This window comes from Streptomyces sp. NPDC059524, assembly GCF_042749255.1.
In the GTDB taxonomy this organism is placed as follows: domain Bacteria; phylum Actinomycetota; class Actinomycetes; order Streptomycetales; family Streptomycetaceae; genus Streptomyces; species Streptomyces xanthii.
On record NZ_JBHYTK010000145.1, the window covers coordinates 19,447 to 20,330 of the forward strand.

1 protein-coding gene and 1 riboswitch are annotated in these 884 nt (G+C 70.1%); the gene reads left to right on the forward strand.

Annotation, left to right across the window (positions count from 1 at the left end; genetic code table 11):
- The first annotated feature begins 98 nt into the window (after positions 1–98).
- Positions 99–169, forward strand: a riboswitch (guanidine-III (ykkC-III) riboswitch).
- A 32-nt stretch (positions 170–201) separates the two neighbouring features.
- Positions 202–522, forward strand: a complete 321-nt coding sequence (locus ACFW9D_RS30525; RefSeq protein ID WP_384627199.1) for a DMT family transporter — start codon at positions 202–204, stop codon at positions 520–522.
- Positions 523–884 lie beyond the last annotated feature (362 nt).

Below are 884 nucleotides of genomic sequence, written 5' to 3' on the forward strand. Positions count from 1 at the left end.
GTGCGGCGGGGGACGTTTGGGTGGCCTCGGGGGCCGCCCCGGGTATAACCCTCGGCTCTGGGGGGGGGGGTTGTTCCTCGTGTAACCACCCCCCTTTTGCGTGCCCTTTGCTATCTTGGAGGGAGCCCGACGAGACGCGCCGTACCGGGACCCGCAAAGACGACGCACCCCTGTTGAGAACCACTGACGGAGGTGCCAGTCATGGCCTGGGTTCTGATCGTGATCGCCGGACTTCTCGAGGTCGCCTGGTCGATCGGCATGAAATTCACCGAGGGCTTCACCCGCCTGTGGCCGAGCGTCTTCACCGGCGCCGGCATCGTCGCCAGCATGCTCCTGATCTCCTACGCGGCGAAGTCGCTGCCCATCGGGACGGCGTACGGGGTGTGGGTCGGGATCGGGGCGGCGGGGGCCGCGATTGTCGGCATGCTGGCCCTTGGTGAACCGGCGACGGTTTCCCGGGTCTTCTTCATCGTGCTGCTGCTGGTGGCGATCATCGGGCTGAAGGCCACGTCGGGGCACTGACCTTGCGCTCCGCGCGGGGCGGGGTTTTCGGGGCGGCTTCGCCGATCCGGGTGGGCGCCGTAGCTTCGTCGGATCGTTGCCGGGTGCCGCCCGGTGGGGCTTCTCGCGCAGTTCCCCGCGCCCCGCGACGGAGTCGCTGATCGGGTACAGCCCCGCGCCCCTCAAGGGGCACACTTCGTGCGCCCCCAGGGGCGTGTTGCTCGCGCCCCGCGACGGAGTCGCTGATCGGGTACAGCCCCGCGCCCCTGAAGGGGCACACTTCGTGCGCCCCCAGGGGCGTGTTGCTCGCGCCCCGCGACGGAGTCGCTGATCGGGTACAGCCCCGCGCCCCTGAAGGGGCACACTTCGTGCGTCCCCAGGGG